Origin of the sequence: Rhizobium sp. BT03 (genome assembly GCF_030053155.1) — a bacterium.
Classification (GTDB): Bacteria; Pseudomonadota; Alphaproteobacteria; order Rhizobiales; family Rhizobiaceae; genus Rhizobium.
Genome location: NZ_CP125640.1, coordinates 451111 through 476773 on the forward strand (window position 1 = coordinate 451111; position 25663 = coordinate 476773).

Here is a 25663-nt window from a genome sequence, read left to right on the forward strand (position 1 = left end):
AGCAAAGACGAAGAGGTTTGCGAGTGATGTTTCAGGGAAAGACGGCGTTGATCACAGGCGGCTCGAGCGGGATCGGTCTCGCGGCTGCAAGGCAATTGCGCGATGGCGGCGCGCAGGTGGCGATTACCGGTCGATCGCAGGAAAAGCTCGATCGCGCCGTGGATGATTTGGGCGGCAGTGTCGTGGCGATCCGTGCCGACATGTCCTTATTGGACGATCTGAAGCGCATGCGAACGGAGCTTCAGGATGCGTTCGGGGCGCTGGACATTCTTTTCGCAAATGCCGGCGTGGCGCTCGGCACGCCGCTCGCGACCGCGGAGGAAGAGATCTACGACAAGATCATGGATGCGAACGTGAAGGGCGTCTTCTTCACGGTGCAGGCTGTCCTGCCGCTGATGCGCGAGGGCGGGTCTATCGTTCTCAACACCTCCTGGCTGAACCAGGTCGGCACGCCGGGACGGGCGGTCCTTTCCGCTTCCAAGGCGGCCGTTCGCTCCTTCGCGCGGACGATGTCGGCCGAACTGATCGACCGGAAGATCCGGGTGAACGCCGTCAGCCCCGGCTCGATCGAGACACCCATTCACCGCGGAAAGAACCAGACCGAGGAAGAGTTCCGCGCCTATGCCGAGCGGGTCGGCGCACAGGTGCCGATCGGGCGCATGGGCAGGCCGGAGGAGATCGCCGCCGCTGTCTGCTTCCTTGCCAGCGATACGTCGAGCTATATGCTCGGTGCGGAGATCGTCGTCGATGGCGGCAGATCGGAACTTTGACCATGTTGCTCAACGACGACCTCTCCCAGCGCGCCCTCGTCCATGCCGGGCGGCTCGAATGGATACCGAGCCCCACGAAAGGCGTGGATCGGCGTATGCTGTTTCGTATCGGCGGTGAAAAAGCCCGCGCCACCTCGATCGTGCGCTATGCGGCGGGCAGCCGGTTCCCGCATCACGAACATCCGGGCGGCGAAGAGTTCTTCGTTCTGGACGGCGTCTTTCAGGATGAGAGCGGCGATTTCCCCACCGGCAGCTACGTTCGAAATCCTCCCGGAACGGGGCATGCACCCGGAAGTGCGGACGGATGCGTGATCCTCGTCAAGCTCTGGCAGTTCAAGCAAGGCGACCGGGAACGGATCGTCCGCCTGCCCGGCGAAGGCGGGAGCGGCGAGCTTGGCGACGCAGCCACGTCGTCAACGACCCTCTTCGATGGAGCGGACGAGCGTGTGATGCTCGAGGACTGGCCGGCACATGCCGACATCGAACTCGCCAACCCGCGAGGACTTGAATTCCTGGTGATCGACGGCTCCCTGACCCAGGCGGGCGACACACTTGAACGCTGGAGCTGGCTGCGCCTTCCCGCGGGACAAGCATTCCGCGCACGGGCGGGAGATCGTGGCGCAAAGGTCTGGTACAAGTCGGCCCCTCTCCTTCACGACGACGTCTGCAGCTTCGACCAGGCAGACGATAGAGGACAGGCGAGATGAAAGCATGCAGAGTAGCCGTCGTCGGTGCCGGCCTTGCCGGTCTTTATGCGGCACGCGCGCTCCACGCTTCGGGTATCGATGTGATCGTTCTCGAAGCGCGGGATCGGCTGGGCGGCCGCATTCTGACGGCAGATGAAACCGGCTTGCCGGCGGAAGACGGCTTCGACCTCGGCCCGTCCTGGTATTGGCCGCAGATGCAGCCGCCGATGGAGACGCTGATCGGCGAACTCGGGCTCCATTGCTTCGCGCAGAACAACGAGGGCGATGTGATCATCGAAAGGATGTCTCGGGAGAGGCCGCAGCGCTATCAGCCCACGATGGTGGAGCAGCAGTCCATGCGGCTTTCCGGCGGCACGGCATCGGCCGTGCGCGCATTGGCGCGCGACATACCCGCCGGCCGGGTCCTCCGCGATACGACGGTGACGGCGATGGCCCTGTCCGACACGGGGATCGAGCTGACGGTTAAAAGCGGCCAGGGAAATTTCGAGATCTTCCAGGCGGAGCAGGTTGTGGCCGCCCTCTCGCCCCGTCTGCTGGAAGCGACCGTAAGCTTCAGTCCGGAACAGGATCCCGGCACCGTTGCCCGGTGGCGCGATACTGCCACGTGGATGGCTCCGCACGCCAAGTTCTTCGCCGTCTACGACGAAGCCTTCTGGCGAACGGCCGGGTTATCAGGCACCGCGCAGAGCATGGTGGGACCGCTGGTGGAAATCCATGACGCGACGACCGCCTCGGGCAAGGCCGCCCTTTTCGGCTTCCCAGGTGTCGGCGCCGATCAGCGCGCGGCACTCGGCGAAGAGATGTTGAAACAAGCCTGCCTGGCACAGCTCTCCAAATTGTTCGGTCCCGCCGCCCTCAAGCCTCGGGCTGTTCTGTTGAAGGACTGGGCAGCCGATCCGCTGACAGCCACCGCCGCCGATCGTGTCGGTGGCGGCCATCCGCTGCCGGGGAATTCGCAATGGGTGTCTGGCTTGTGGAAGGACCGCCTCATCCTGGCCGGAAGCGAGATAAGCCCTTCCGAACCTGGTTATCTCGCCGGGGCAGTCGTCGCTGCCGGTCGCGCGGTCGCCGACATCCTGTCGAAGATGGATTCCAGATGAACGTCATGCATCAAACCTCGGCCGACCCGGCAGCCGCAAAGCGCAACTCCTGGGTGCTCACCGTTGCGCAGGCCTTCGGTGGCGCCAACGCTCCGATCATCATCTCGCTCGGCGGTCTGGTCGGACAGCATCTGTCGACCGATCCCGATCTGGTCACGCTTCCCGTCAGCCTTCTCAGCCTTGGGCTGGCACTCGGGACCCTGCCTGCCGCCTGGGTGATGCGTCGGTTCGGACGCAAGCCCGGATATCTGCTGGGCTCGGTGATCGGCATGGTTTCCGGCCTGATCGCTGCACAGGGGATCGTGCTCTCCAGCTTCCCGGTCTTCTGTCTCGGCACCTGCCTCGCAGGCTTCTATTCCTCTTACGTCCAGAGCTACCGGTTCGCCGCGACCGACAACGCCACCGCGTCGCAGAGCCATAAGGCGATCGCCCGTGTCATGGTTGGCGGCCTGATCGCAGCAATCATCGGGCCGCAGCTCGTCATCTGGACGCGCGACGCGCTGCCGGGGACGCCCTTCGCCGGGAGCTTCCTCAGCCAGGCGTTTCTCGCTGCCCTGGCGTTTCCGGTGCTGCTCATGCTTCGCACATCGACGCCGCCGACGGCTGATGCATCGGCAAGCACCCCGGAGCGGCCCCTTGCCCAGATCCTGACATCGCCGCGCTATCTCCTCGCCATCGCAACCGGCGTTGTGTCCTACGGGCTGATGACCTTCGTGATGACTGCGTCGCCGATCGCGATGGTCGGGCATGGTCATTCGATCGACCAGGCAGCATTGGGCATCCAATGGCATATCCTCGCCATGTATGCCCCGAGCTTCGTCACCGGCCGGCTGATGGTGCGCTTCGGCAAGGAGCGGGTCGCGGCCGTCGGTCTCCTCCTCGTCGGCAGTTCGGCGGCCGTCGCGCTCGCCGGCTTCGATATTTCCCATTTCTGGCTTTCGTTGGTTCTGCTCGGGATCGGCTGGAACTTCGGCTTCATCGGCGCGACCGCCATGGTGGCCGACTGCCATACGCCGGCGGAACGCAGCAAGGTGCAGGGTGCAAACGACTTCGTGGTCTTTGGTACGGTCGCCTGCGCCTCCTTCTCCGCCGGATCGCTTCTCCACAGCTCCGGCTGGGAGACGATCAACTGGATCGTGCTTCCGGCGGTCGCCCTGGTGCTGGTGCCGCTGGTCTGGCGGGCGGCGCGGCCCATCGCGATATAGGCGGACGCTCTTCAAAACATGGATCGTCGAGGTGACACACATGGTTTTCTGGATAGCGGCTACGGCTGGATTGGCGATCGCCTATCTCTTCGGTTCCATACCCACGGGCTATCTGGCGGGCAAATTGCTCAAGGGCATCGATATCCGGGAGCATGGCTCCAAATCCACCGGAGCAACGAACGTATTGCGAACGCTCGGCAAATGGCCGGCGTCGATGGTGTTTCTGATCGATGTGCTGAAAGGCGTGGGAGCAATCGTCTTTGCCCGCTGGTTTTACCCCTGGCTCTCGCCAGTCTCGTCAGGCACGGCGCCGATGGCGGCGGATCTGCAGAGCTCGGCGTCCGGGGCTGTCTGCCTGGCGGGACTTGCCGTGTTGTTAGGGCATAGCCGGTCGGTCTGGCTCAATTTTGCCGGAGGCAAGTCGGTTGCGACAGGGCTCGGCGTGTTGCTGGCGATGTCATGGCCCGTGGGTTTGGGGGCGGCAACGGTTTTCGCCGTTGCGCTGGCTATTTCCCGGATTGTTTCCCTGAGTTCCATGCTGGCGGCGTTGGCGGCCATGGCCCTGGTCTTTTGTCTGGAGCAACCGCTTCCCTACCGATTGCTGGTGATCGCAGGCGGCGTTTACGTGATTGTGCGCCACCGCGCCAATGTTCGGCGGCTGCTGGCCGGGACAGAGCCGCGTCTGGGCAATACCGCCTAAATCGAAAGCACAACGAAATCGTGAACGGCTCGCAACAAGAAGCTGGATTCATGCCTGCCGGACGATGGCGCCGATCGCATTGACGAGAAGCCGCGCGGCGGCGAGCGCCGACAGGCCATCAATGTCGGCGGGAGGATAGAGTTCGACAAGGTCGAATCCCGCAATCCTCGCCCGCTTGCCGAGGCCGGCGATCAGGTCGATCACCTGAGTGTAGGTGAGGCCACCAGGCGTTCGCGCCGCCACGCCAGGCATGATGCCGGGATCGATACTGTCGCAATCAAGGGTGACGACGACCTGCGCTCCTTCCGGAATATGCTGGAGGACGGCGCCGACGCCCTGGCTATGAACCTCGCGAGCGGTCACAAAACAGCTGCCATAGCGCTGCGCCGCTTCGATATCGGCGCTCCGCGCACTGCCGACGCTGCGCAGGCCGACTTGCACCATGCCGACCACATGCGGCATCTCGCTCGCCCGGCGCATCGGACTTGAATAACCGTGGCGTTCGCCATGCACCTCGTCGCGCCAGTCGATATGGGCGTCGATCTGCAGGACCCAGACCGGCCCTTGAGCCGCAAAGCCGGAGAGGAAAGGAATGGTCACCGAACAATCGCCGCCGAGCAGGATCGGTATGGCCGGCAATGCCAGGACCTCACGCGTCTTCGCCGCGATCCGAGCCCGGTTGCCGATATTGTCGTGCATGGTGGTCTCAACGTCGCCGGCATCGATGCATGAGATCGCTTTGCCGCCGAACAGCGGCCCGCCGAGATCGAAATCCCAGTGCTCGACGAGCGGGGCGTCGCCCTGGCTTGCAGCACGGATGGCGCCGGCGGCCAAGGCATAACCGCTGCTGTCCTTGCCGGGATAGTTGCTGCCATGGCCGGCAGCGAAAATCACCGCGCGGGGCAAACGCCCATCGGCGAGGCGATTGGGAAGGCCGAGAAACGAAGACGAGGCGGTCATTTCCTGAAGTTCCTGCGTTCGATCCCGACCTGTTTAGTCCCTTTAGAAATTTTTGAGAACTTTTTGGGAGGGCTTAATTACGGCGCTCGCCATATCCCGCGGAATTCATCCTCTTGAGCCGAAGGGTTCTAGGGTCCCGAAAACATGCGGTCTGACGCGGACATCGGCTGGGCTATCTCGACGGGCGGATTCTCGAACAGCTCTCTGCACCCATCCCAATTTCCAAGGGCGAGGCCTGGGTACCCTGCTCTTCCGCTTCGTTGCCGGCGAAATCGCATCCGGCGGCGACACGGCCTATCTGCATGCCCGTGCGGCAAACACGTCCGCCATTTCCCTCTACCGAGCGCTCGGCTTCACGCTGCGCTCGGAGATGAATATGCGCGTGGTCAAACGCCGTTCCTGAGCGATGACACGACCGCGCCGGGGGGCAAAGCGGCTATCTTACCGCCGCCGGCAGCACTTCGAACTTCCAGAATTTTTCCGGGCTGAAATAAGTCTTGGCAAAGGCGCGGATATCGTCGGCGGTGACCCTTTCGTAGCCGCTGAGATTGTCGCGTATCCGGTCTAAACGGCGCGAATCCGTCTGAGCGCCGCGCAGATATTCGATCCAGTATTCGTTGCTCTGCCGCTGATGCTTCAGCGTCTCGATGATCGGTCCCCGGGCGCGGGCGAATTCGTCCGCGGAGACATCCTGCGACCGCAGGTCATTGGCGATCTCGTCGACCAGTGCGTAGAAGCGCGCGATCTTTGCCGGCTCCGTCTCGACGTAGAAAAATGCGTAGCCATAGCCGGGGATTTCCCGTGACAGGTTGGCGTCACCCTCCAGAACGTAGCTTGCGCCTTCTGTAATGCGAAACTGGTCGATCAGCCTGTTCTGGAAGATCTGGGTGGCAATATTGGCGGTAAAGGACCGCGGCAGATCGGAGAGCAAATCGCCGATCGGAGCCCCAAAGGCGGCGGCGGCGTTATCCGCCCTGCCGCTATGGCTGAGCAAAACGGGCGTCTTGTTCGCCGGGGGAAAACGCACGTCGCCCCAATCTTTGCTTGGCGCTGCCTCCGGACGCGGCGGCAAAGCGCCGAAGGTTTCAGCCGTCATCCGGATTGCGTCGTCCACCATGACATCGCCGACGATGGTGATATCGATCGGGCCGTTGGACACCATAGGCCGGAACAGCGCCTCGAAATCTTCCGGTTTGGCGGCGGACAATTGAGCGCGATCGGGGAAGGTCCAGCGCGGATCGCCGGAATGCACGAGACCTGGAAAATCACGGCTGACAATGCCGCCAGGGGTCGCCTGATACTGATCGAGGCCGCTCAAATAGGCCTGCTGCACCCGCTTGAATGCCTCGGGGCGGTAGGCGGGATCGGAGGTATATGCCGTCATCAGCTGCAATTGCGTCGCAAGATCTTCAGTCCGCGTGCGACCGTCGAACTTGAAAGAGCCGTCGCCGATAGAGAAGTCGATGCCGACAATGTTGGCCGTCAGCGCTTTCTGGATATCCTGGTAGTCCATGGCCTTCACGCCGGACAGCGCGACGGCCGGAGATGCCCAGATCGGGGCGGGACGGTCGCGCGGCAGGTCCAGCCGGCCGCGGCCGATATCTTCGCGCACCAGCACCTCGTTGGCGCGCAGCTTGGTCGGCTTGACGGTAAGGCGCACGCCGTTGGAAAAGCGCACCATGGTCAGGCCGAGATCGTCGACGGTGCGGCGTTCGACCACGGCGCCCGGCTCGCCGAAATGGGTGTAGGGCCAGGCGATGTCGGCCGCGCTGGATGGCGCCGAGACGGCGACAGCCTTTGAAGCGTCATAGATCTGCCGAACCGTGTCGGCTCCGCCCTGCGGTGATTGGGCCGTCTGCAGCACGACCTGCGGACCGTTGCCGGAGAAAGCATGCCGCAGGGCCTGATTGACCTCGGCCGCCGTGACGCCGTTCGTTATCCTCTCGAACATCGAGAGGTCGTCGGCGGGCGACGTGAAGACCTGATTGTCATCGACGCTGCCAGCCAGCATGGAAGCGATGTCGGTGGTCGTGCGCGTCGCGGCTCCAGCCGCGGCAGCCTGGAGGGCCGAGCGGTATTCGAGGATTTCGCGATCGATCTCTGCCTGGGCAACGCCGAACTCCTGGATACGCCGCTGTTCCTGGTCGATGGCCGTGAGTGCCGCCTGCCATTTGCCCGGCTCGGAATTCGCCGAGATCAGCACGACATGCGCCGAATCGAGAAGATCCTGGGAGCCGACGCCCGCACTGATGAAAGGCGCGTCCGCCTTGCTGGCGATGGTGCTCACCCGACGTTTGAGCACCAAAAGCCCAAGATCTTCGATAAGCCCGGTGCGGCGCTTGGCGAAGGTGTCAGGCGCGGTATCATAAGGGCGCGTCCAGGCGATCTGTACGCTGGTCATGCCGCCGGGAACGACGAGGACGTCGGCGCTTTCGCCTTTCGTCTCCAATGTGCCAGGATCCGGTTTTACAGGCGTCGGACCCGCGGCCTTCCAGTCACCGAAGCGCTGCCGGATTTCGATTTCCATGGCTGCGGGATCGATATCGCCCACCACCACCAACGTCGCCCGATCAGGCCGGTAGTTCGCCCGGTAATAATCACGGACAAGGTCCACGGGCGCATTGCTGATGATGTCGGTTTTGCCGATCGGCGCGCGCATGGTCGCGCGCCGGCCGGCGAGCAATGAATTCATGATTCCGAGCCCTGCGCGATATTGCGGCGTGTCGCGCAGCCGCTCCTCCGACAGGATGACGCCGCGTTCGCGATCGAAGGCAGCGGCATCGAGGGTCAGTTCGCTCGCCGTCTCCCGCATCAGCATCAGGCCTGTTGAAACCGTGTCGGCATCGACCTCGGGAAGATCGAGCGCATAGACAGTCTCGTCATAAGAGGTGTGGGCGTTGGTATCAGGGCCAAAGGCCAGGCCCTTGCGCTGCAGGATGCGGATCATCTCCCCTTCGGGAACATGCGTCGAACCTTTGAAGGCCATGTGCTCGAGAAAATGCGCCAGGCCCTGCTGATTGTCGTTTTCCTCAAGTGAGCCGGAGCCGATGCGAAAGCGGATCGCGGCCTGCCCTGGTGGCGTGGCATTGCGCATGATCGCAAACCGCATGCCGTTGGCAAGTGTGCCGAAATGGACGTTGGAGTCGGCCTGGATGTCGCTTTGTGTCTGTGGCCAGGACGTGGACAGGGTGTCCGCATGGGCCGACGACGCGAGGCTTGCGACAAGAGCGACCGTCGCGAGAAACCGCCAGGCAGCGGAGCATTCCATTTTGTGAGACATTCTTGTCCGGGAGATGAGCATGAAAGAGGGCGAAAAGCACTGATCCGACTATTCCACAGGTTGCATTTTTCTTCAACTTCCATGTGTGAATGGACGGAAAGCGAAAACTCTGGCCAGCCGCTTTACGCAATGTCAGACCAATGTCATCGAAGCCTCCTAAGGGATTGCGCCTTATCTGTCACCAGGAGGCGTTTTCGATGGCGACATTGCAGCAGGTCGCATTCCGGGCCGGATGTTCGCTGGCGACGGCAAGCCGGGTTCTCAACCGCAACGGACCGGCAAGCGACCTGATGGTGCGCAAGGTGCGCCGTGCGGCCGCCGAACTCGGCTATCGCCCCGCCGGCTCGTCTGCCGGGCGGCTTGGGCGCAGGCCGGTTATCGGCGTGCTGATTCCAAGCATCACCAATCCGGTCTTTGCCTCGTCGCTGTCGAGCATTCAGAACCGTATGCTGGTGGCCGGCCATGGCGTGTTGATCGCCCAGTCGAATTACGATCCGGCGCGCGAGGCCGATGCCGTCGCGGCACTCCTTAACGACCGGCCGACCGGGCTGATTCTCACTGTCTGCGATCCATCGACCAGTGAAGCGCTGCTGGCCAGGCTGCCGCCGACCGTGCTGCTCAACAACCTGCCGACGGCGCAGTTTCCGGCGGCCGTCACCGCCGACAATCGCGGCGCGGGCCGCGAGATCGCGACCTTCCTGATCGGCATGGGCCATCGCCGCATTTTGTTTCTTTCCGGCAATTTCGCAGCTTCCGACCGTGCGCGCCTTCGCTACCAGGGTTATCTCGACGCCATGGCCGAGAACGGGCTGACACCGCTCGATGCCGTGCAGATCCCTTTCGTCGGCGGTTATGACCAGCTCGATCTCGGCACAGCGATGACCTCACTTTCGCCGACGGCGATCATCGCCTCCAACGACCTTCTGGCGCTCGGCGTCATCGGTGCGCTGAAGCGCGAGGGGCTGTCGGTGCCGGGGGATGTTTCGGTCGCGGGCTTCGACGGCATCGCCATCGGCCGGCTGATCGATCCGCCACTGACGACGATTGAAATGCCGGATGCCAGCATGGGGGCGACGGCCGCCTCGCTGCTGCTCGACATGGCGGAGAATGCCGCCCCTGCCCGCCACCTCGATGTCGCCCATACGCTGCGCCGTGGCGGCACGGTGCGTGCCATCTGAAGCTTCGAAACAAATGAGCCATCGCGTTCGGCGCGATGGCTCCTGTTCTATTCATACCTAGGAAAGCGATCAGCTGCGCGGCAGCATGCCCTCGACATCGGCGGCCGCGTCGTCGAGCGCTTCCTTCGGCTCGGCCGACTGGTCGACGATGCGCGAGAGGTTGTCGACGATCGTCTGGGTGACCTTGACGCCGCTCGAGCCGGGGAAGGCATACCAGGGGATCATGACAGGCATCTGGCTGAGGCCTGCCTGGAACAGCGGGTTCTGCTTGTAGAAGTCGCCGAGATATTCGGGCGATTTGGCGGCCAGCTCGTTGTTCGGGACATAACCGGTGCCGGGCACGACGACCGAGGCGCCATAAGGGCCGGCGGCGAATTTGGCGAACTTCCAGGCGGCATCTTGCTTGGCGGCGTCATGCGTCAGGATGACGACGGCGTTACCGCCGGTGGGAAGACGGCCGTTCACCGGATCGATCAGCGGGATCTTGGCCGTGCGCAGATCGAACTTGTTGCCGACATTCTTGATCGTGTTGCGCAGCGCGCCTGTGGTCTGGAATTCGAAACCGACCTTGCCGGCCGCGAAGGCCTGTTCGCCGGCGGGCTTGGTGAAGACAGGCATGCCGCCTTCCGTCGCCAGGCGATGCAGGACATCGACGGCCTTCTGGCCTTCCGGGCCGTTGAAGGCAACCTTGCTTTCGTCGTCGCTCAGCATCTTGCCGCCGGCGCCGAAGAGCAGAGCCGAAAACATCCAGTCGTCGCCCTGCCAGCGGAAATCGATGCCGTCGACGCCGTTGCCGAGCGCTTTGATCTTGCCGCCGAGCGCGATGACCTCATCCCAGGTCTTCGGCGGATTGTCGGGATCGCCGCCGGCCGCCTTCACGAGATCGGCGTTGTAATACATGATCGGATTGGACGTCGCGAATGCGAGGCCGACCTGCTTGCCCTTGACCTGGGCGAGCTTGAGGATCGTATCGGAGAAGCCCTGCTCGGCCATGTTGCCGTCTTTCTTGACGAGCGGGCCGAGGTCGACGGCGACATCGCGTTCGTCGAGCATGCGCAGGCGGTTCAGGCCGATGAAGGTGATATCGGGCATTTCGCTCGTGCCGACCTGGCGAAGGATCGTCTGGATGCCTTCCTCATAGGTCGCCGAGGGGCTCGCGAACTGGATCTTGATGTCGGGATTTTCCGCCATGAACTTCTTCGAGATCGTGTCCATCACGTCCTTGAAAAAGCCCGGCATCGGGTAGTGAACCGTCAGCATCGTCTCGGCATGCGCGGGAAGCGCGATTGCCAAGGATACGGCCGCTGCGGCGAGAAGCTGGGTGATATGTTTCATCGCTCGTTCTCCTGGTTGAAGCCGGTCAGCCTTTGAGACCGGTCATGGTGATGCCCTCGACGAAACGCTTCTGCGCAAGCAGGAAGGCGACGACGAGAGGAAGGGTAATGATGATGGTCGCCGCCATCAGCGCGCCGTAGTCGTCGCCGGCCTCGGCGGCGCGGAAATACATGAGCCCGAGCGGCGGCGTGGCGTAGTCCTGCTTGCTGATGACGACCAGCGGCCAGTAGAGATCGTTCCAATGGGCGACGACCGAGAAGATGGCGAAGGCGGTGACGGCAGGCCAGGCATTCGGCACGATGACGCGGGCGACGATGCCGAGCTCCGACATGCCGTCGAGGCGGGCGGCATGGATGAGATCGTCCGGCATGGCGCGGAAGAACTGCAGGAACATGAAGATCGCGAAGACCGAAATGGTGAAAGGCGCAACGAGGGCGACGTAACCGTTGAGCAGCGAGGCGCGGTCGAAAGCGACGTAGAGCGGCAGCGCGGTCGCATGGATCGGCACCAGAAGGCCGAGCATGACAAGCACCATCATGGCGCGGGCGGCGGCAAAGCGCAGTTTCGCCATGGCATAGGCGCAAGGGATCGCCACCAGAACCTGAAAGAAGAAGATCAGCCCGCAAACGACCACGCCGTTCCACAGAAGCCGCGCCATCGGCACCCGGCTCAGGGCCTTGGCGAAATTCTCCGCATAGGTGAAATGGGCGGGGATCAGTGACAGCGACGAGGTGAAGATATCGCTCTGCGCCTTGCCTGCCGCCGAAATCATGAAGACGTAGGGCGAAAGGAAGATGATTGCGCCCAGCGAAAGCAGCGTCAGGCGGATGATCCTGCCGAGGGAAAAAGCGCTCGTCATGTGTAATGCACCCGGCGATCGAGAATGCGGTATTGCAGGAACATCAGCACCACGAGGATGAGCAGGAAGACCACGGTCATCGCCGAGGCGTAGCCGACGCGCAGGTAGACGAAGCCCTCCTGGTAGATCGTAAAGAGCAGCACTTCCGACGCCTTGTTCGGGCCGCCCTCTGTCAGCGTCTTGACCGTCTCGAAGACCTTCACGGCATTGGTGATGCTGATGGTGATGACGAAGAGCGTCGTCGGTCCGAGCATCGGCCAGGTCACCAACAGGAAGCGGTCGAAAGGGAATCTGGCGCCGTCCACTTCGGCTGCGGCGTAAAGCTCGCGCGGGATCGCCGTCAGGCCGGCCAGGAACAGCACCATGTTGAATCCGGCCGATTGCCAGACGCCGATGATCGACAGGCTGTAGAGCACCGTGCTGGAGCTGCCCAGCCAGTTCGGGCCTGGCAGGCCCGCCAATGCCAGAAGCGCATTGATCGGCCCGATCGTCGGGTGGAACATATATTGCCAGACGGTCGCCATGGCGACGATCAGCGAGGCGACCGGCAGGAAATAGGCGGTGCGGAAAAAGCTGCGCGCCGCCGTCTCGCTCTCGATCAGCATGGCGACGCCGAGGCCCAGAAGGATCGAGACCGGCGCGACGATCGCGGTATACATCGTCGTATTCCACAGTGACTTGCGGAACGTGCGGTCGGTGATCAGATGCGCGTAATTCTCGAAACCGACGAAGCGGAACTTGCCGTAGCCGAGTTCGAAATCGGTAAAGCCGAGGAAGATGACAGCCCCGACCGGCAAAAGCACGAAGAGGAAGAGCAGAACGAGTGCCGGCAGCACCAGCATCCAGGCGATGCGGGCCTCGCTGCGCCGATGCGCAATGGCGGGATTGCCTGGCAGGCCGACGGAAACGACACTAGCCATGCGCCCTCTCCCGCCTGATATCGCCTGCGGCGAGACCGCTGCCGCCTTCCGCGCGAGCGGCAAGCCGATTGCCATCCTCGGCGAAAGCCATGGTCCGGCCGGCGGAAAACCGCAGCCTTATCGGATCGCCGGCTGCGAGGCCCGCGGCTTCGGGCGGCTGAACCTTGGCGACCACGGTCTCGCCGATCGCGTCGAGACGGCAATAGAGGATGACCTCCGATCCCAGGAACTCGACACGCTCGATCCGGGCGGCAAGCCCGCCCTGGCCGGTTCTCTCGATAGAGACGAACTCCGGGCGAATGGCGAGCATGACCGGCATCTTGCCGGCAGGCGGATTTTCAAGCGTCAGGCGCAGGTCGCCAAAGGCCACCACACCGCCCTGCGCTTCCGCGGGCAGCAGGTTGATGCGCGGCTGACCGATGAAGCGGGCGATCTCGATATGGGCGGGATCGTCGTAGATGACCTCAGGGCTTGCGATCTGCAGCAGACGGCCGCCCATCATCACGGCGACGCGATCGGCCATCGACAGCGCTTCGGCCTGGTCATGGGTGACATAGAACGTCGGCACGCCGGCGCGGCGATGCAATTCGACGATTTCGCCGCGGGCATGGACACGCAGATTGGCGTCGAGGTTGGACAGCGGTTCGTCCATCAGGAAGATGCTCGGCCGGCGGACCATGGCGCGGGCGAGCGCCACGCGCTGACGCTGGCCGCCCGACATCTGGCCGGGCTTGCGGTCGAGAAGGTGATCGATTTTCAGCGATGTCGCCATTTCCTTGACGTCGCGAGCGATCGCCGCGCGAGTGGCCCGCTGGCCCGGCAGCAGCGATCCGATGAAAGGCAGCCGCTGCATGGTCGACAGCCGGCGCATCGCCAGCGGCACGGCGATGTTCTGCGAAGCCGTCAGATGCGGATAGAGCGCGTAGGATTGAAAGACCATAGCGATGTTGCGGTCGGCGGCCGCCACGCCGGACATGTCTTTCCCGCCGATCAGGATCTCGCCGCTATCGGCATGGTCGAGGCCGGCAAGGACGCGCAGCAGCGTGCTCTTGCCGCAGCCGGAGGGGCCGACCAGCGCGATGAATTCGCTGGCTTTGACGTCGAGACTGATGCCGCTCAAGATCTGGTTGCCGTCGAACGCCTTGGTGATGCCGCGAAGCGAGAGCGCGCTCATTCGACCGGCTCCCGCTGCTTGACGGCCTGGGGATAGACCTCGTGCACGACATCATCAAGCACATAGGCGGTCATGCCGGGAACGGCGACGATTTCGCTTTCCACCGACGTGTCGAATTCATGGACGACGGCGCCGATCAGGCGTTCGCCCGGCATCTCGCGCTCCATCTTGTCGATGATGAAGGCCGCGGACGGACCCCATGTCAGCTGCGTGTTGCCGAAACGCCCCTGCCAGGCCCAGTGAAGGTGGCCGCTGCCGAAGAGCGCCACGTCATGGGCTGCGATCAGATCATAGAGCCGCCGGCGCTGGGCAGGACGAACGCTCCAATATCCGGTATCGCCCTCGTCCGGAGCGTCGACGAACAGGGGTTTGTGCGCAAAGAGCGCTACGCGCCGCCCGGCCCTTTCGGAGAGCACCTTTTCCAGCCACGCGAACTGGGCCGCCTCTTCGTCATCCTCGTGGCCCATAAGCAGCGAGTTCAGGCCGATGAAACGCCAGCCGGCGACATCCTCCAGCCAGCGGTCGGGGCCGGCAAGACTGCGCCAGCGCGACAACCGCTCGGTATCGACCGGCTGGCCGGATCCCTTCAGGTGGCCGACATCGTGATTGCCGGGGACGATCAGCATCGGGATCGACGCCTGGCGCATCAGATCCATCGAAAAGGTGATGTCTTCGTTCTTGTCGGCGCCGTCCACCGTGAGATCGCCGGTATGAACGATCAAGTCGGCGCCGGTTGCTTCGATCCAGGTCAGAAGCGGCGCCCAGTTGCCGTTGAAATGCGGCTTACTGGGGCTGAAATGGGTGTCGGTGATCTGAATGATTCTCATGGGCGCGCGTCTCCGAGACCTTAGAAGCGCGTCGTGCGCACTCCCTTCTCGTGCCCTCTCTAGAAGGCTCCCATGTCAATCAGACATCTGATGTTTTCAGCTGTTTCTCAGTTTTGATATCGATTTGTCATGCAGGAGAAGGCCGCCGGGGGAACGGGCAGCCTTTGCCGGCATTTGACAGGACGCAGTCCGATCAGTGCCGCGGCGCGTTGGCGGGAATGGACGATACCGTGGCCGAGACGGGGTCGCTTGCCGGAAACGAGTCCTCAAGACCTTCGTTGAGTTCCTCCTCCAGCGTTTGGCTGTCGTGGCTCGAACGTGCGCTCGGCTGGCCGATCAGGCCCTTGCTGCCTTCGTCGAAATTGCCGTTGCTCAAGGCATCGTAGCGGTTGATGCTGCCATCCGTCTCCCCACCCGCAAAGCTGGTGAGCTGGACCATCATCACCTTGGCGTGGTCGACGGCCGTGGAGTGGTCGAGCTCGCCATGAGAGTTGTCGATCTTGACGGAGATCGATTCCCCTCCCTCGCCCAGGAACTCGACGGTGAAGACGTCACCGGCCTGTGTCACTCGCGTATCGATCAACTGCATGGAAACCTCCTGTGTTTATCGATATCAACGGCAATCACGCTCCGTGAGTTCCACGGCAAGGCCGTTCAGCGCTGACGTGTGTGGCCCGGGCGTTGGCAACCGCTGAGCCTTTCCCTGGCGCTTATGGTTAATTTATTAATAATTCAGAATTTATAAAGGGAACGAGGCGGCCTTTCCGAGTGTTGATGGTGCGCCGCGGAGGAACCCCGATGATCCTGAAAATCCTTGCTCGCAAGATCGACGCCGACTGCCATGATACCGGCACCTATCCCGATGGGATCTTTGCTGAAAACCGGATCGATCTTTCCAGCCGCGACGGCCGCCGCCGCTCGCCGCATGAGCGCGATTACGGCGCCGACAGGAAACTGGACAAGCTGCCGCTCGGTTTTGCCTGACCCGTTCCCGTCTCCCGCCTGCGGAAAACCAACACGCCTGACGGGCAATACGGCGTTCAACGCTCCTGCCGTGGTTCTGATCTTCTCGCCGCGGCTGCCGATGTTCCGGCCGCCATATTGGCCGGCTGGCGGTCGACCGGAAAATGCAAGCATAGCTTGATAATCTTCTTGCGCGAGGTGTTGCCCGATACGGGCCACATTCGCAACAACATATCATGGTTAACAAGAAATCACTGCATGGCCACCATCGTGTATTGAATCAAATTTGCGGCAGCAAATGGGGATATATTCCCACGGTCGATTCCTCGTAAACCGGGAGAAAACCATGGATAAAGCTGCTAGAATAAACGATATTATTCACTCCTTCGGAATTGATACGCATATTTCCTCCGCGGCGGACGACAAGCTACTGCTCGACCATTCGATTTTCGCCGCGCTCAGCCTATCCGCATTTTCGGATGAGAATTTCGTTCTCGGCACGAAAGCGCTCGAGACGGATGACAAGCTGATCTACGATCAGGCGAGCGGCCCTCTCTCCTTTGACGCGGATGGCAGTGCTGCGGGCACGGCGATCCATGTCGCGGATCTCGACAATTACGCGGCGCTTCACGTCAAAGATTTCATGCTGATCTGACCCGGCCAGGCCCGCCGCTATTCGGCGGCGTGCGGCCGCACCACGCGCTTTTCCAGGCTCCCCTTGCCGGCATGACATTGCCGGCCACATTCCTCCATTGACGTCAATCATCACCGGAGAAGCCCTTGCCCTGGATCGCCTATATCGTCCATTTCATCGCCGCTGCATTTCTGACCAACGGCATCCCGCATTTCGTCAACGGCGTCAGCGGCCGGCGTTTTCGCACTCCATTCGCAAATCCCGGTTCGCCGACGGCGAATGTCGTCTGGGGCTGGGCGAATTTCCTGATTGCCTTCCTGCTGTTTGCCAATATCGGGCCGCTCTATATCGGCACGCCGGGTGATACGATCTTCGTCGCGGCCGGCATGCTCGTCACCGGCATCCTGCTCGCGTGGTTTTTCGAGCGCAATGAGCGTTAATCTGGTGGCACCTCCTGACCGCTGATCACGAGCGCAAGCCGGTCGGGAAGCTAAGCCTGACGGTCGTTCCGTGTCCGGGAGAGGAATAGATGGATGCCTCCCCGCCGCTCTGACGGACGAAGCCGTAAACCATGGCCAGACCAAGCCCTGCTCCACCATGTCCGCCTCGTGTGGTGAAATAGGGTTCGAAAGCTTTGTCAGCGACCTCTGGTGTCATGCCTAGGCCGCTGTCGGCCACCGAGATCAGCAAGGTGTCTCCGTTTGCGGTTGCACCGATAATGATGACGCCTCCCGTCGGCATCGCTGCCGAAGCGTTGAGACAGAGGTTCAGGACGGACTGTTCCAAGAGGGCCGCGTCGAGCGATACGACCGGCAGATCGGCATCCAGTTCCAGCTTGATATGGCATTTTGCACCGACGGCGATCTCCAGGATATCGGCCATCCCGCGAAGGAGGCTGGCGACATCCACGGGGCTTGGATGGAACGGCTGCTGGCTGCCGATCGACAGCATGCTGCCGGCCAGCGACCGTCCTCGCTCGGCAGCCTTGCGAATTCGCGCAATGTTGCGTTTCTGCCGATCGGTGAAGCCGGTTTCACGCTCGAGAAGGCCGAGGCTGCCGGTGATGATCCCGATCATGTTGCCCACTTCGTGGCTCACCTGATGCGTCATGCGCATGATGCCGTCCAGTCGCTGAACTTTTGCCGCCTCCGCCTCCTGCCGATCCATCAGCGTGACGTCGCGTGCCAGAAGAACGATGCCGCCCTCCGGCTGTCGTGACATGGAGATCTCGATCACCCGCTGGTCGCCGGTGCGATGGCGGACGACTGCACGTTCCAACAGGGTGCCGCGCTCCGGATCGGAGGGCAGCAAGGCGGGATCGATCTCCGGCACCGGCTCGACAAACCGGCGCAGCGGCAATTTGCGCACGGAACCCGAATGGCCGAACAGTTCGATGATCCGCCTGTTCATGGTGATCGCTCGCCCCATCCTGTCGAAAAGCGCAATCCCCTCGTTCATATTGCGAAAGGTTGAACGGATCGTGCGAGCGGCGGCTTCCGCGGTGCGTCTCAATCGAGACACACGATCCACGCTGTCCTTGAAGGCGCGGAAGGCGTCCAGCAGACGCACAAGCTCGGTTTCATTTCCACGGTAGGCTGGCGGACCCACTTCGTTTTCGCCCTTGGCGAGCGCGTTCATGCCGTTCGACAGCGCCACGATGCCCCGTGACACACGCATGACCGACCGGATGGAGAATATTGCCATGACGAGCACGAGCAGGAAGGCCAAGGCCACGGTTACCAGCAGCCGGCTCAAGGCATCGGAGGTCGAAAGCAGATCGTCGTTCAGCTGGCGTGCAACTGCATCACTTTGCGTCTCCGTTGCATGGGAGAGGTCGCGGGAGACGGCATGCAGCTTTGCGACCGCCGCCCGGATGGCGAACATGTTCAAGAGATATCGTGTCTGAGCTTCGAACACGCGCTCATACGGCTGAAGCTCGGCGGCCTCGGTTTTCCCCTGCGCGGCCGTCGTATCCGCCACGTATCGTCTGCGAAGTTCACCGAGCTGGAAAAGACTGTCGGAGGTGGAAGCCGCTTGCACGATTCCATTCACTTGACGGCGCAGCTCTTGATCGACGATGCCTTTGCCGGTCGCGACCTCCCCTAGCGCCACGGCAGCCTCAGCCTTGTGATTCTGGGCAGCGTCGGCGTCCCTGGCAAGCACAAGCGTCTGTGTCCTAATAAGATCGAGAAGCTCAACCATCCTTGGGCTCGCAAAGCCGCGCACAGCCTGGTCTGCTCCCTGAGGCGCGGCCGTCTTCAGCAGGCTGTCGACCTGCAGCACGACAGCGCGGCTCTCGCTCGCCACCCGGTATGGCGAGGTCGCGTTCATCAGGAAGGGTGCGCTCGACACCAGATCGGAGACTTGCCGGGAAATGAGCGAGGCCTTGGCGAGGCTCGTGAAGGCCTGCAGGCCATAGGCTGCCATTTCGTCACGGGCGCGCTGCAGCCCGTAGATCGCGATCGCCGACAGGCTGAACACCAGGAAGCAGATGAAGGCGATCGCGAACGGCAAGCGAAAGGCAATCGACGACAGAAAGGAGCGGCTGATCACGCGGACGGCTCGCCGTCGCCGGTGTGCAGGACATAGCCCTTTCCGCGTCGTGTCTTGATATGGCGCGGGAGATCGGGATTGCGTTCGATTTTCCGCCGGAGACGCAAAACCAGGACATCGACGTTACGGTCGATGTAGCGATCGCTTTCCGAGCCAAGCCGATCGAGAATCTGCGCCCGGCTCACCGGCTGGTTGGGGGTCTGCGCAAGGATTTCAAGCAGGGCGAACTCGGCAGTCGTCAGCGTTTTGCTGCGGTCGGCGAGGCAGACGGCTTGCCGGCCCATCAGGTCGATGGCCCAATCGCCAAGCAGCAGAGAGGGACGTTCGTGCTCCCGATCACTCTCCTTTTCCTGTTTCAGTGAGGGCACGGTTCGCCGCAAGACAGCTTTGATGCGGGCCGTCAGTTCGATCGGTTCGAACGGCTTGACGACATAGTCATCCGCCGCGGTTTCGAGGCCGAGGACACGATCGGCGGCACTGCCGGCTGCCGTCACCATGACGATACCGATATTGGCCTCCGACCGCAGTTTTTGGGCGAAAGTCCGGCCGGATGTCCGCGGCAGGTTATGGTCGACCAGCACCAGATGCATCTGCTCTCGTGCCAGAATATCGGTCGCCTCCTCGGCGGATCCCGCGCAGGTCGGAATCCACCCCTCGGCCTCGACGAGATCGGAGATAAGTTCCGCCATATCCGGATCGTCCTCGACGATCAGAATTCGAACCTTCTGATTCAGCACCGCTTGATCCTCCCGGCGCCATCATAGGCATGCCGCCGTCAATGTTCAAAGACTTGCTGATGATGAGGTTTGTCACATTTGTAATGAATGTAACGTCGCTCCGCCCGGCGATGAAAAATCGGTAACCATTCTTCGATTGCGGTGACGCGAAGATCTGACATGCTGGCTGTGGATATTGGAACGGGAGGTTCCAAGGGAGGCTTGCGTGAGGATATTGACCGCTTTTGCTGCGGGCATGGCTTTCTGGCTGTGCGGCGCAAGCCAAGGCATGAGCGAGGCGCGATTGAACGTCCTGTGCGGCGTCGACGAAGCCTGGTGCATGGCCATGGAAAAAGCGTTCGAAGCCCGCGCGGGTATCGATATCTCGATGGTTCGCAAGAGCACGGGTGACATACTCGATCAGATCCGGGCCGAAAAATCACACCCGACAGTGGATGTCTGGTGGGGTGGAACCGGCGATGCCCATCTGCAGGCTGCCTCAGAGGATCTGCTCGATCGATATCAGCCCGACCATGAACACGATATGCTGCCTTGGGCGCAGAACTTTTTTGCTATGTCCGGCTCCCGGTCGGCCGCCATATATGCGGGGGCTTTGGGTTTCGCCTATAATTCCGATCTGCTCGCAGCGCTGAAGATTCCGGCCCCGACCTGCTGGCAGGACCTGACGAAAGAGGCCTATCGCGGCCATATCCAGTCCGGCAATCCGAATTCCTCCGGAACCGCTTTCACGATGCTGGCCACACTCGTGCAGCTCTTCGGCGAAGAGGAGGCGTTCCGTTATATGGCCGCGCTCAACCGCAATATCGTCGAGTATACCAGGTCCGGCTCGGCGCCGGTGAAGGCAGCCGCTCGGGGTGAAATCCTGATCGGCATCTCGTTCATGCATGACGCGGTGACCCTGAAGGAAGCCGGCGCGGCGCTGGTCATCGTCGCTCCCTGCGAAGGAACGGGTTACGAGATCGGTGCCGTCAGCATCGTCAAGGGCAGCCGCAATGCCAGGGCCGCCCAGGCATTCGTCGATTTCGCCCTCAGCCCCGAAGGCCAGGCGACAGGAGCCGCGGCCGGCCAGAACCAGGTTCCGTCGAACGCCAAAGCGGCTCTACCGCCGGCCGCGCCCGACATCACCATGATCAAGATGGTGGATTATGACTTTGCAACATTCGGCTTGTCCGACGAGCGAAGTCGGCTGTTGACCCGTTTCGACACCGAGATCTCCCCGACCCAATAGGCCGGGATCCGACTTTCATCCGAACTCGACAACACGGTGCGATCGACGCGCCGCGACGGGCAGCGCTTGTGTCGCTGACCCCACTACCCTCTCAGACGCAAGCAACAGGAGGATACCCATGCGACTGACAGTTCTTTCCACGCTTCTCTTTGCCGGAACGGCGCTGGCTGCCGGTTCGGTCCAGGCCACCGGCGAGCTCAACCTCATCTGCTCGGCCGATGTCGTCATCTGCGAGCAGATGCAGGGCGACTTCCAAAAGGCTCACGACATCAAGGTCAATATGGTGCGCCTGTCATCGGGCGAGACCTATGCCAAGATACGCGCCGAGGCTCGCAACCCGAAGACCGACATCTGGTGGGCCGGCACGGGGGATCCGCATGTCCAGGCAGCATCGGAAAACCTGACGCTGGAATACAAGTCGCCAATGCTCGACCAGTTGCAGGATTGGGCCAAAAAGCAGGCGGAGAGCACCGGTTTCAAGACGGTCGGCGTCTACGCCGGTGCGCTCGGCTGGGGTTACAACACCGAGATCTTCAAGACCAAGGGTTACAAGGAGCCCCGCTGCTGGGCCGATCTCCTGGCGCCGGAATTGAAGGGCGAAATCCAGATCGCCAATCCGAACTCCTCGGGCACTGCCTATACGGCACTCGCTTCGCTGGTGCAGATCATGGGCGAAGACCAGGCCATCGACTATCTGAAAAAACTGAACGCCAACGTCTCGCAATACACCAAATCCGGATCGGCTCCTGTCAAGGCGGCGGCGCGGGGCGAAACGGCCCTCGGCATCGTCTTCATGCATGACGCCGTCGCGCAGACCGCCGAAGGTTTTCCGGTCAAATCCATCGCGCCATGCGAGGGCACCGGCTATGAAATCGGCTCCATGTCGATCATCAAAGGCGCCCGCAATCTCGACAACGCCAAGATCTGGTACGACTGGGCGCTGCGGCCCGAAGTGCAATCGCGCATGAAGGATGCCAAGTCCTTCCAGCTGCCGTCGAACAAATCGGCGGAGGTACCGAAGGAAGCGCCGAAGTTCGAGGACATCAAGCTGATCGACTACGACTTCAAGACCTATGGTGATCCGGCAAAGCGCAAGGCCCTGCTGGAGCGCTGGGACCGGGAAGTCGGCGCCATTGCCAACTGAAGATCGATAAGTGGCGCGGCATCCCGGACGGATCCGGGGTGCCGCTCCATTCTCCCATTCCATCAACGTGAAATAAGCGAGGTATGCCATGAGACGTGGCAATCGCCGATTGGACATCGTCCTTGGCCTGGGGGCGGTAGCCCTCACCCTGCTCCCGTGGTATCGCATCGAGGGCGGCTTCTTCGGATTCAAGTGGCTGTCTGCCTTCCCGTTCTCCGCCGATACGGCACCAGGGTTGCTGCAAATCCTGCAGCATGGAAGAGCTTGGCTTGCCGGCGTGGTCCTGCTCTTTCTGCTCGGCTGTTTGGCGCGCCTGGCGCGCGATCCGATGCGGCGCGGTACCCTGCTCGCCTCACTCGGTGCCGTCGGTCTCGTCTTCCTGTCTCTGCAGGGACTGGCGATCGGCTTTTCCGGTTGGACCTGGGCAATTAGTGAAAACCTGTTCGGCATATTATCCGAGGGACAGCCTTCGATGGGTGCCGGCGCGGTCCTTTTGGCGCTCGTCTTCGTTCTCCTCTTTGCGTTCGGACTGGCCGAACGCGGGGTGATGAAGGGAGATGCCTTCATCGTCGGCTCGATTTGCATTCTTGCGTTCCTGGTCACCGTCTTCGTTTTCTACCCGATCGGCAGCATGTTCATCGCTTCGGTGCAGGACTTCGACGGCTCCTTCAATCCGGAGGGCCTTATACGTAACATTCAGGACCCCGGCATTTGGAGCCTCGGCTGCATAGCGGGCGAAGAACGTTGCGGCGTTGCCTGGCGCACGCTCCTTCTCGCTGTCATGACAGCTTCCGGCTCGACCCTGCTCGGCCTCGGCTTCGCGCTGGTGGCGACGCGCACGCGCTTTCCGTTCAAAAAGGGATTGCGCCTGCTGACGGTGCTGCCGATCATCACACCGCCCTTCGTCATCGGCCTGGCGCTGACGCTGCTGTTCGGCCGCGCCGGCGTTATCACCGAGGCCTTGTCCAGCCTGTTGGGTATCGAGCCGGGCCGCTGGCTTTATGGGCTCACCGGCATCTGGATCGCCCAGGTGCTCTCCTTTACGCCGATCGCCTTCCTCGTCCTTATCGGCGTCGTCGAAGGCGTCAGCCCCTCGATGGAAGAGGCATCGCAGACCCTGCGTGCCGGTCGCTGGCGCACGTTCTGGCGCGTCTCCCTGCCGTTGATGAAGCCGGGTCTCGCAAACGCCTTCCTGATCGGGTTCATCGAGAGCATGGCCGATTTCGGCAATCCGCTCGTGCTCGGCGGCACGCATGGCGTGCTTTCGACGGAAATCTTCTTTGCGGTCGTCGGATCGCAGAACGATCCGTCGCGCGCGGCCGTTCTTGCCATCGTGCTCCTCTGCTTCACGCTCTCGGCATTCCTCGCTCAGCGTCTCTGGCTATCGGGCAAGAGCTTTGCCACGGTCACCGGCAAGGGCGACAGCGGCGCTCATATCGCCTTGCCGCGCGGCCTTTCCATTGCCGTACATGCGGTGGTCGTTCCGTGGATGATCTTCACCGTCGTCGTTTATGGAATGATCCTGATCGGCGGCTTCGTGAAAACCTGGGGCCTCGACAACTCGCTGACGCTCGACCATTACGCTCGCGCCTTCTCGATCGGTTTCGACAACGGCGGGATCGCGTGGACCGGCGTGGCGTGGAACTCCTTCTGGACGACGATGGAAATCGCGCTCGTCTCCGCGCCCCTGACCGCTGCGGTGGGCCTGCTCACGGCTTATATAATCGTACGGCAGAAATTCGTCGGGCGGAACGTCTTCGAATTCGCGCTGATGATGAGCTTCGCCATCCCCGGAACGGTCATCGGCGTCAGCTACATCATGGCTTTCAACCTGCCTCCGATCGAGATGACCGGCTCGGCGCTGATCCTCATCCTCTGCTTCGTCTTCCGCAATATGCCGGTCGGCGTACGCGGCGGGATCGCGGCGATGAGCCAGCTCGACAAGAGCCTGGACGAGGCGTCGCTGACTTTGCGTGCGGACAGTTTCCGCACGATCCGCAAGGTGATCCTGCCACTGCTGCGGCCCGCCATCACCGCTGCCCTGGTCTACTCCTTCGTTCGCGCCATAACCTCGATCAGCGCCGTCATCTTCCTTGTCAGCGCAGAATACAACATGGCCACCTCCTACATCGTCGGCCTCGTCGAGAATGGCGAGTACGGCGTGGCAATCGCCTATTCATCGATGCTGATCGTGGTGATGAGCATCATCATCGCCGGCTTCCAGCTCGTCGTCGGCGAGCGCCGCCTGCGCCGCGAAAATCGCGTCGCTGGCACCAGCTCAGCTCCCTCTGTTCCTCTCGGTCAGGAGAAAACCGCATGATCACCGTCAAACCCGGTTCCGTCACCTTCCAGAATGTCCGCAAGTCTTTCGGTGCATTCACGGCCATTCCGGACCTTTCCCTCTCCATCGAGCCGGGCACGCTGGTGACCTTGCTCGGCCCATCCGGCTGCGGCAAAACCACCACGCTGCGCATGCTGGCCGGGCTCGAGCATCCGACATCCGGACGCATTCTGATCGGCGGCGCCGACGTTACCATGCTGCCCGCCAATGAGCGCGATGTCTCGATGGTGTTTCAGTCCTATGCCTTATTTCCGCATATGACGTCGCTGGATAATGTCGCCTACGGTCTGCAGTCGTCGGGCCTCGGCAAGAAGGAAGCGCGGGAAAAGGCCGAGGAAGGATTGAAGCTCGTCGGCCTTGCGGGCATGGGCCATCGCCTGCCGGCCGAGCTTTCCGGAGGCCAGCAGCAACGCGTCGCGGTTGCCCGCGCGCTCGTGCTCGAGCCGCAGGTGCTGCTGCTCGACGAACCGCTCTCCAACCTCGATGCACGCCTGCGCCGCCGGGTGCGCACTGAGATCCGCGAACTGCAGCAACGGCTCGGCTTCACCGCCGTTTATGTCACCCATGACCAGGATGAGGCTCTGGCGGTGTCCGACCGCATCATCGTCATGAAGGATGGCGAGATCGCCCAATCCGGGACGCCGCGCGAACTCTATGAAACACCGGCATCGTCCTTCATCGCCGATTTCATGGGAGAAGCCAATGTCATCCCTTGCGAGGTGATCGGCGTCGAAGGTACGGAGACGCTTATCCGCGTGGCCGGCGTGGACCATCGTTTGCCAGGCCGTAGCGCAAAGCCCGGCTTGGCAAAACTCGCCGTCAGGCCCGGATCGATCACCATAGCGGCAGCCGGCCAGCAGGGCCTGGCGGGACGCGTGCTCCATAGTGCCTATCTCGGCGGGCATGTCGAATATGAGATCGAGACCGATGTCGGAACGCTCTTCATCATCGACCATGCCGTCGAAAGAAACCTGCCGCCTTCGAGCGATGTCACACTCGGGTTCGAGAATCGCGGCATTGCGCTGATCAATGCCTGAAACATTTGGGC

22 protein-coding genes and 2 pseudogenes are annotated in these 25663 nt (G+C 62.2%); 14 read left to right on the forward strand and 10 right to left on the reverse strand.

All coding sequences use genetic code 11. The annotated features are described in order from the left end of the window. The first annotated feature begins 26 nt into the window (after positions 1-26). Genes QMO80_RS02170 through plsY form a run of 5 tightly spaced genes read left to right on the forward strand, consistent with a single transcriptional unit; the run spans position 27 to position 4482 of the window. Positions 27-770, forward strand: coding sequence for an SDR family oxidoreductase (locus QMO80_RS02170; protein ID WP_283198708.1), 744 nt, complete (start codon positions 27-29; stop codon positions 768-770). A 2-nt stretch (positions 771-772) separates the two neighbouring features. Continuing rightward, positions 773-1477 (forward strand): cupin domain-containing protein, encoded by a 705-nt coding sequence (locus QMO80_RS02175; RefSeq protein WP_283198709.1) that lies wholly within the window; start codon positions 773-775, stop codon positions 1475-1477. Further along, positions 1474-2577, forward strand: coding sequence for an FAD-dependent oxidoreductase (locus tag QMO80_RS02180; RefSeq protein WP_283198710.1), 1104 nt, complete (start codon positions 1474-1476; stop codon positions 2575-2577). Before QMO80_RS02175 ends, QMO80_RS02180 begins: the two co-directional genes overlap by 4 nt. Further along, positions 2574-3782, forward strand: a complete 1209-nt coding sequence (locus tag QMO80_RS02185) for an MFS transporter (protein WP_283198711.1) — start codon at positions 2574-2576, stop codon at positions 3780-3782. The genes QMO80_RS02180 and QMO80_RS02185 overlap by 4 nt, the downstream gene beginning before the upstream one ends. Before the next feature lie 40 nt (positions 3783-3822). Then, complete coding sequence (gene plsY, locus QMO80_RS02190) at positions 3823-4482, forward strand: glycerol-3-phosphate 1-O-acyltransferase PlsY (protein WP_283198712.1); 660 nt, start codon at positions 3823-3825, stop codon at positions 4480-4482. 48 nt (positions 4483-4530) lie between these two features. Here the strand turns inward: plsY and QMO80_RS02195 are convergent, their stop codons facing one another. Continuing rightward, entirely contained in the window at positions 4531-5442 is a 912-nt protein-coding gene (locus QMO80_RS02195; RefSeq protein ID WP_283198713.1) for an arginase family protein, read from the reverse strand. 202 nt (positions 5443-5644) lie between these two features. Between QMO80_RS02195 and QMO80_RS02200 the strand changes: the two are divergent. Continuing rightward, a pseudogene (locus QMO80_RS02200) lies at positions 5645-5845 on the forward strand (GNAT family N-acetyltransferase); the annotation flags it as partial. Between the two features lie 33 nt (positions 5846-5878). Here QMO80_RS02200 and QMO80_RS02205 read toward each other — a convergent pair. Then, on the reverse strand, positions 5879-8722 hold the full coding sequence (locus QMO80_RS02205) for a pitrilysin family protein (protein ID WP_283198714.1): 2844 nt from the start codon (positions 8720-8722) through the stop codon (positions 5879-5881). A 197-nt stretch (positions 8723-8919) separates the two neighbouring features. On the opposite strand from QMO80_RS02205, the gene QMO80_RS02210 reads away from it, so the two are divergent. Next, positions 8920-9900, forward strand: coding sequence for a substrate-binding domain-containing protein (locus tag QMO80_RS02210; protein WP_283198715.1), 981 nt, complete (start codon positions 8920-8922; stop codon positions 9898-9900). A gap of 69 nt (positions 9901-9969) precedes the next feature. On the opposite strand, the gene QMO80_RS02215 is transcribed toward QMO80_RS02210, so the two are convergent. From QMO80_RS02215 to QMO80_RS02240, 6 genes are all read right to left on the reverse strand, one after another. Beyond that, complete coding sequence (locus tag QMO80_RS02215) at positions 9970-11235, reverse strand: ABC transporter substrate-binding protein (RefSeq protein ID WP_283198716.1); 1266 nt, start codon at positions 11233-11235, stop codon at positions 9970-9972. A 25-nt stretch (positions 11236-11260) separates the two neighbouring features. Further along, complete coding sequence (locus QMO80_RS02220; protein WP_283198717.1) at positions 11261-12094, reverse strand: carbohydrate ABC transporter permease; 834 nt, start codon at positions 12092-12094, stop codon at positions 11261-11263. After that, positions 12091-13014 carry a carbohydrate ABC transporter permease gene (locus tag QMO80_RS02225; protein ID WP_283198718.1) on the reverse strand — a complete coding sequence of 308 codons (924 nt, stop codon included), beginning with the start codon at positions 13012-13014 and terminating at the stop codon, positions 12091-12093. The genes QMO80_RS02220 and QMO80_RS02225 overlap by 4 nt, the downstream gene beginning before the upstream one ends. Beyond that, positions 13007-14188, reverse strand: coding sequence for an ABC transporter ATP-binding protein (locus QMO80_RS02230; RefSeq protein ID WP_283198719.1), 1182 nt, complete (start codon positions 14186-14188; stop codon positions 13007-13009). The genes QMO80_RS02225 and QMO80_RS02230 overlap by 8 nt, the downstream gene beginning before the upstream one ends. After that, positions 14185-15015: a metallophosphoesterase gene (locus tag QMO80_RS02235; RefSeq protein ID WP_283198720.1), complete on the reverse strand. Its 831-nt coding sequence runs from the start codon at positions 15013-15015 to the stop codon at positions 14185-14187. The genes QMO80_RS02230 and QMO80_RS02235 overlap by 4 nt, the downstream gene beginning before the upstream one ends. Before the next feature lie 193 nt (positions 15016-15208). Beyond that, positions 15209-15604, reverse strand: coding sequence for a hypothetical protein (locus tag QMO80_RS02240; RefSeq protein WP_283198721.1), 396 nt, complete (start codon positions 15602-15604; stop codon positions 15209-15211). Positions 15605-15813: 209 nt separating this feature from the next. Between QMO80_RS02240 and QMO80_RS02245 the strand changes: the two genes are divergently transcribed. The 3 genes and pseudogenes from QMO80_RS02245 to QMO80_RS02255 all read left to right on the forward strand — a co-directional run bounded on the left by QMO80_RS02245 (position 15814) and on the right by QMO80_RS02255 (position 17052). Continuing rightward, on the forward strand, positions 15814-15999 hold the full coding sequence (locus QMO80_RS02245; RefSeq protein WP_283198722.1) for a hypothetical protein: 186 nt from the start codon (positions 15814-15816) through the stop codon (positions 15997-15999). A 385-nt stretch (positions 16000-16384) separates the two neighbouring features. Beyond that, positions 16385-16633 (forward strand): annotated as a pseudogene (locus QMO80_RS02250) (calcium-binding protein); the annotation flags it as partial. A gap of 125 nt (positions 16634-16758) precedes the next feature. Then, positions 16759-17052 carry a hypothetical protein gene (locus QMO80_RS02255; protein WP_283198723.1) on the forward strand — a complete coding sequence of 98 codons (294 nt, stop codon included), beginning with the start codon at positions 16759-16761 and terminating at the stop codon, positions 17050-17052. A 25-nt stretch (positions 17053-17077) separates the two neighbouring features. On the opposite strand, the gene QMO80_RS02260 is transcribed toward QMO80_RS02255, so the two are convergent. Continuing rightward, positions 17078-19165, reverse strand: a complete 2088-nt coding sequence (locus tag QMO80_RS02260; protein ID WP_283198724.1) for an ATP-binding protein — start codon at positions 19163-19165, stop codon at positions 17078-17080. Further along, on the reverse strand, positions 19162-19902 hold the full coding sequence (locus QMO80_RS02265; protein ID WP_283198725.1) for a response regulator transcription factor: 741 nt from the start codon (positions 19900-19902) through the stop codon (positions 19162-19164). The genes QMO80_RS02260 and QMO80_RS02265 overlap by 4 nt, the downstream gene beginning before the upstream one ends. A 235-nt stretch (positions 19903-20137) precedes the next feature. On the opposite strand from QMO80_RS02265, the gene QMO80_RS02270 reads away from it, so the two are divergent. The 4 genes from QMO80_RS02270 (at position 20138) to QMO80_RS02285 (ending at position 25652) form a co-directional block, all read left to right on the forward strand. Further along, positions 20138-21130 carry an ABC transporter substrate-binding protein gene (locus tag QMO80_RS02270; RefSeq protein WP_283200092.1) on the forward strand — a complete coding sequence of 331 codons (993 nt, stop codon included), beginning with the start codon at positions 20138-20140 and terminating at the stop codon, positions 21128-21130. Positions 21131-21248: 118 nt separating this feature from the next. Continuing rightward, positions 21249-22274, forward strand: coding sequence for an ABC transporter substrate-binding protein (locus QMO80_RS02275; protein WP_283198726.1), 1026 nt, complete (start codon positions 21249-21251; stop codon positions 22272-22274). An 88-nt stretch (positions 22275-22362) separates the two neighbouring features. Further along, positions 22363-24594, forward strand: coding sequence for an iron ABC transporter permease (locus QMO80_RS02280; RefSeq protein WP_283198727.1), 2232 nt, complete (start codon positions 22363-22365; stop codon positions 24592-24594). After that, complete coding sequence (locus QMO80_RS02285; RefSeq protein ID WP_283198728.1) at positions 24591-25652, forward strand: ABC transporter ATP-binding protein; 1062 nt, start codon at positions 24591-24593, stop codon at positions 25650-25652. Before QMO80_RS02280 ends, QMO80_RS02285 begins: the two co-directional genes overlap by 4 nt. The last annotated feature ends 11 nt before the right edge of the window (positions 25653-25663 follow it).